Genomic DNA, 5,550 nt, shown 5'->3' with positions numbered 1-5,550 from the left:
AGGACAAATCACCACGAACTGGAAACAGGCCCTGGCACAACTCGCCCTGGCCTACCCAGACCGAATCAACCCCCACCTCTAACCCCAACGAGCACAACTAGTTACACAAATATCTTGACAGGCTCGGGGTCGATGTCGGCATCGCGCGACTGGCCACGATCGCCACCACCGATGGCCAACGGGCCGACGTCGTGAATCCGAAGCATCTGGGCCGCAAGCTGCGCAAACTGGCGCGGTCGGAGCGGCAGAAGTCCCGCCGGCAGAAAGGATCAGCCAACAGAGCCAAGACCAGGCGCAAGGTCGCGATCGCACACAATGAGGTGGCGCGGGCGCGGCGGGACTATCACCACAAGCAGGCTTTGGCGCTGGTTCGCGAGAACCAAGTGATCCACGTCGAGGACCTCAACATCGCAGGAATGGTGCGCAACCGCAGGCTCGCACGCGCCATCAGCGACGCGGGGTGGGGGCAGTTCGTGAAGATCATCGCCGAGAAGGCCGATCACTATGGGCGTACCGTGCACACGGTGTCGCGGTGGCTGGCGTCGAGCAAGACCTGCTCGGCGTGCGGACATCTCCTCGAGGAACTTCCTCTGCAGATCCGGCAGTGGGTGTGTCCGTCATGCCAGGCGGTCCACGATCGCGACCACAATGCCGCCAACGTGATTCTCGCTGCCGGGCGGGCAGAGAGACTAAACGCCTGTGGAGCCCGTGTAAGACCGCAACCCGTTGCGGCAGTGGGTGTTGAAACAGGAAGCACCCCGACAGCGGCGTAAGCCGCCCCGGGAACCCTCGGACTTCAGTCCGGGCAGCACGTCAAAGAGCGGAGAATCACGAACGAATGACCTTGCAGCACGGTCGAATCGTCGACGGTCGGCTCGCAAGAGGCCAGGACGACCTCGCCCGAGACGGGAACGGTCACCGGCACCTCGCTCAAGTTGCAGGCGATGGCGAACGCCCCGCGGTGCAGCACGATCCAGCGCTGATCCTCGTCGAATTCGATCGACATGTGGTCCAGCCACGGGTCGGCCAGCTCCGGCTCGTCGTGGCGCAAGGCGATCAGGGCCCGGTACAGCTCGAGCAGGCGGCCATGGTCACCGGTCTCGACCTCGTCCCACTTCAGCTTCGACCGCGAGAACGTCGCCGGGTCTTGAGGGTCGGGGATCTCGTCGGCATCCCAGCCGTGCGCGGCGAACTCCGCCTTGCGGCCCTCGGCGGTGGCCCTGGCCAACTCCGGCTCGGGATGTGAGGTGAAGAATTGGAATGGGCTCGACGAGGCCCACTCCTCACCCATGAAGAGCATCGCCGTGTAGGGCGATGCCAGGACCAGCGCGGCCTTCACCGCGAGCTGACCGAAGTCCAGGTTCTGCGAGGGCCGGTCGCCGACGGCACGGTTGCCCACCTGGTCGTGGTCCGACGTGTATGCCAGCAGCCGGGTGGCCGGGATCGTCGCGGTGTCCAGCGGCCTGCCGTGGCGGCGATGGCGGAACGACGAATAGGTCCCCGCGTGAAAGTAACCGTGCTTCAAGGTGTTCGAGAGCGCTTCCAGCGAGCCGAAGTCGGAGTAGTAGCCCTGCCGCTCGCCAGAGACGGCCGTGTGGATGGCGTGGTGGACGTCGTCGTCCCACTGAGCGGTCATCCCGTACCCGCCTCGGTCACGGGGGGTGATGAGCCGCGGGTCGTTGAGGTCACTCTCGGCGATCAGTGACAGCGGTCGGCCCAATTGCTCGGCCAGGGAATCAGTTTCGCTCGCCAGCTCCTCGAGGATGTGGATGGCGGTATGGTCGGCCAGCGCATGCACCGCATCAAGACGCAGACCGTCGGCGTGAAAGTCCTTCATCCAGCGCAGCGCACAGTCGATGATGTACTGCCGGACTTCGTCGGCGTCGGCCCCGGAGACGTTGATGCCCTGACCCCAGCCCGTGTTCGCCTCGGTCAGGTAGGGACCGTATCTCGGCAGGTAGTTGCCGGACGGGCCGAGGTGGTTGAACACCGCGTCGATCAGGACACCGAGACCGCGGGCGTGGCACGCATCGATGAGGCGAACCAATCCGTCTGGCCCGCCGTAGGACTCCTGCACGCTGTACCAGAGGACGCCGTCGTAACCCCAGCCGTGCGTACCGCTGAAGGAGTTCACCGGCATCAACTCGACGAAGTCGACGCCGAGGTCGACTAGGTGGTCCAGCCTCTCGGTCGCCGAGTCGAAGGTGCCAACGTCGGTGAACGTGCCGACGTGCAGCTCGTAGATCACGCCACCCTCGATGGAACGACCGGCCCAGTCGGCATCGGTCCACGCCACCGTCGACGCGTCCCATAGCTGGGAACGGTCGTGCACGCCGTCGGGCTGGCGCGGTGAGCGGGGGTCGGGCAGCACGGTGTCGTCGTCGTCGAGGACGAAGCCGTAGCGGCTGTCGGCGTGCGCCTCGACGGCTGCGCGCCACCAGCCGTCCTCGGCGCGCGTCATCGGATGCAGCGCGCCGTCGACATCGAGTCGCACCACGTCGGGTTCGGGCGCCCAGACGGCGAATTCGTGGTCAGCCACCAGAACGCTCCAGCAGCACGGCGGGCAATTCGGCGAACAGCGACTCCGCATCGACCCTGCCGCTGAACGTGCGCCCGGTCAGACGGTCCATCCAGTCGCCGTCGGGCAGGGGGAGCGAGGTGTCACCCCAGCCGCTTTCGGCGAGACCGACCGTCCAGCGGCGCACGGCCACCAGCACGTCGTCCCCGCGGAGGAACGAGACGAGGTGGCGGCCGGCCGTGCCGTCGGCGAGCACGGGAGCATATCCGCCGGACAGGTAGGTGTCGGGCCGCTCAGTTCTGGAATGGAGTGCGCCCGTGACGATTCGGAGCTTGCCATCCGCCAACGCGTTCAACGCCTCACGTCGCGAAGGGAAGTCGACGGGTCGGCGGTTGTCGGGGTCGACCAGACTGTCGTCCCACAGTTCGGTGCCCTGGTAGATGTCGGGAATGCCTGGCACGGTGAGTGACAGCAGCTTCTGCACCTGCGAGTCGCTTTGGGCGTGAACGTCCAGCCGTGCGACCAAGCTGGTCATCTCCGCGCCGACGGGTCCGTCGACCACATCGTCGAGCCAGCGGTGGACCGCCCCCTCGAATTCCTCGTCGGGATCGTTCCAACTGGTGTGCAGCGCTGCCTCTCTGATCGCCTTCTCCGCGTACGCGTGCAGCCTGGACCGCAGCTCCGTCGTCACCGTTCCGTCGACCGGCCAAACTCCGAAGACGTTCTGCCACAGGAAGAGTCCAGTGGCCGGGTCCGGTGGCGGGGTGGTGAGAACCCATTTGGCGACCAGTTCCGACCACAGCGAGGACACCTGGGACAACACACCGATCCTGGCGCGGACGTCCTCGCTGCGCTTGGTGTCGTGGGTGGACAGCGTCACCATCGCCGACGGCCACGACCTGACCCGCACCGCCGCGCTGTGATGGAACTCGGCGGCGCTGACGCCGAACCGGTCCGGTTCGCCTCCGACCTCGTTGAGGGACACCAACCGGGCGTCGCGGTAGAACAGGCAGTCCTCGACCGACTTGGCTGTCACGGCCCCGCACAACTGTTGCAGCCGGGTGGCGGGTTCGACGTAGTTCAACGCCGCGGCCACCAACGTCAGAGGATCGGCCAAGTCCGCAGTGGCGGTGACGGTTTCGGCGATCGCGGTGGGCATGACCGCGGCCAGCCCGCGGTAGTCGGAGCGGTACACCCCGATGTGTGACAGGAGTGCGGCGATGGCGTCCGGCAGTCGTGGATGGTCGGCGCCGACGGACGCCACGACGGACCGGCGCAGGCGGGCCAGCTCACTGGCCAGGGTGCCGGTGGCCGAGGCCACCTTCAACTTGCCGGTCTCGAACGAGAGATGATCCGGCTCGTCGGGGGCTCCGCTCGGATCGACGAGGAGACCGCCGATCTCGCGCAGCGCGTCGTATCCGGTGGTTCCCGCCACCGGCAGACTCGGTTCGAGGGCTTCGTCGGGGGCGAGGATCTTCTCGATGACGATCCAGGCAGCGGGGCCGGTGAGCTCGCGGAGCCATTCGAGATAGCCAGCGGGATCGGACAATCCGTCCGGGTGGTCGATGCGAAGGCCGTCGACGAGACCTTCCGAGAACCACCGCTTGACCTCGACGTGGGTGGCGTCGAATACGGCACGGTCCTCCTGCCGCAGCCCCGCCAGTGAGGTGATGGAGAAGAAGCGCCGGTAGCCGCACACGTTGTGGCGCCACCCGATCAGCCGGTAGTGCTGCCGGTCGTGGACCTCCGCGCCCGTTCCGGTGCCGGTGCCCGACGCGATCGGCCACGTGCGGTCGCCGAGTCGCAGCACGTCCCCGTCGACCGTCAGGCCATCGACGTCGCCGTCTTCTCCGAGCACGGGCAGCACGATCCGGTGCTCGGGGTCGAGATTCCAGTCGATGTCGAAGAACGACGCGTACGCCGATTCGCGGCCGTGTTCGAGCACGTCCCACCACCAGACGTTCTGGCTCGGATCCTCCACGCCGACGTGGTTGGGGACGATGTCAACGATGAGGCCCATCCCTCGGGCGTGGGCCGCCTCTGCCAGTCGCGTCAACTCGTCGGGACCGCCGAGTTCCTGGGAAACCGTGGTGGGATCGGTGACGTCATACCCGTGGGTCGACCCCCTGCCCGCGGTCAGGATCGGCGAGAGATACAGATGCGAGACACCCAGATCCTTCAGGTAGTCGAGCTGATTCACGGCGTCCGCGAAGGTGAACGCCTGCCCGCTCTCGGGGCCGCGCATCTGCAACCGGTAGGTCGAGGTGAGGCTTCGCCGGGACGGCATCGAGTCAGGCCGTCTTGCGCAGGATGAGGACCGAGCGTCCCTGAAGCGTGAACGTCTCACCCGACTTGACCACCAGATCAGTGCTGCCCGTCGGCACCGCCGAGTCGAGCACCCCCGTCCATTCCTCGGCGTAATCGCCTTCGGCGGCGGCCACGAATTCGACCGGATCGGATTGCGCGTTGAAGCACAGCAGGAACGTGTCGTCGACGACCCGTTCGCCGCGGGCATTCGGAGTGGGTATGGCGTCACCGTTGAGGAATACGGCCACGCTTTGGAAGCCCGAGTTCCAGTCGTCGGGTGTCATCGGTATCCCGGCCTTGGTCAACCAGGCGATGTCACGGACCTCTTCGTCGCCATTGCGGATCAGCTTGCCGTCGAAGAATCGTCGCCGGCGGAACACCGGGTGATCCCGGCGCAGTCCAGTCACCTTGCGCGCGAAGGTCATCAGGTCGGCGTTCGTCTCGCACAGCGTCCAGTCCATCCACGCGATCTCGGAGTCCTGGCAGTACGCGTTGTTGTTGCCGTGTTGGGTGCGGCCGATCTCGTCACCGTGGCTGATCATCGGTGTGCCTTGGCTGACCATCAGGGTCGCCAGGATGTTGCGCATCTGCCTGGCGCGCAATTCGAGGATCTCCGGATCGTCGGTGGGGCCCTCGACCCCACAGTTCCACGATCGGTTGTGGCTCTCGCCGTCGCGGTTGTCCTCACCGTTGGCCATGTTGTGCTTCTCGTTGTAGGACACCAG

General features: G+C 66.3%; 3 protein-coding genes and 1 pseudogene. 1 reads left to right on the top strand and 3 read right to left on the bottom strand.

What is annotated here, in order from left to right:
• Nucleotides 1-140 precede the first annotated feature (140 nt).
• Nucleotides 141-773: an RNA-guided endonuclease TnpB family protein gene (locus ACRDUX_RS04155; RefSeq protein ID WP_526411303.1), complete on the top strand. Its 633-nt coding sequence runs from the start codon at nucleotides 141-143 to the stop codon at nucleotides 771-773.
• Between the two features lie 23 nt (nucleotides 774-796).
• On the opposite strand, the gene treZ is transcribed toward ACRDUX_RS04155, so the two are convergent.
• From treZ to ACRDUX_RS04140, 3 genes and pseudogenes are all read right to left on the bottom strand, one after another.
• On the bottom strand, nucleotides 797-2,539 hold the full coding sequence (gene treZ, locus ACRDUX_RS04150) for a malto-oligosyltrehalose trehalohydrolase (RefSeq protein WP_526411301.1): 1,743 nt from the start codon (nucleotides 2,537-2,539) through the stop codon (nucleotides 797-799).
• Nucleotides 2,532-4,805 (bottom strand): malto-oligosyltrehalose synthase, encoded by a 2,274-nt coding sequence (treY, locus tag ACRDUX_RS04145; protein WP_526411299.1) that lies wholly within the window; start codon nucleotides 4,803-4,805, stop codon nucleotides 2,532-2,534. Before treY ends, treZ begins: the two co-directional genes overlap by 8 nt.
• Nucleotides 4,806-4,809: 4 nt before the next feature.
• Nucleotides 4,810-5,550: pseudogene (locus ACRDUX_RS04140) on the bottom strand (glycogen debranching enzyme); the annotation flags it as partial.

Origin of the sequence: Mycobacterium sp. (genome assembly GCF_050701675.1) — a bacterium.
In the GTDB taxonomy this organism is placed as follows: domain Bacteria; phylum Actinomycetota; class Actinomycetes; order Mycobacteriales; family Mycobacteriaceae; genus Mycobacterium.
The sequence above is the reverse complement of the archived record's forward strand: the minus strand, read 5'-3'. Positions and strand labels throughout refer to the sequence as shown.

Excerpts from the sequence above, each read along its gene's own strand:
- treY (WP_526411299.1), bottom strand. The coding sequence starts at position 4,805 with ATGCCGTCCCGGCGAAGCCTCACCTCGACCTACCGGTTGCAGATGCGC.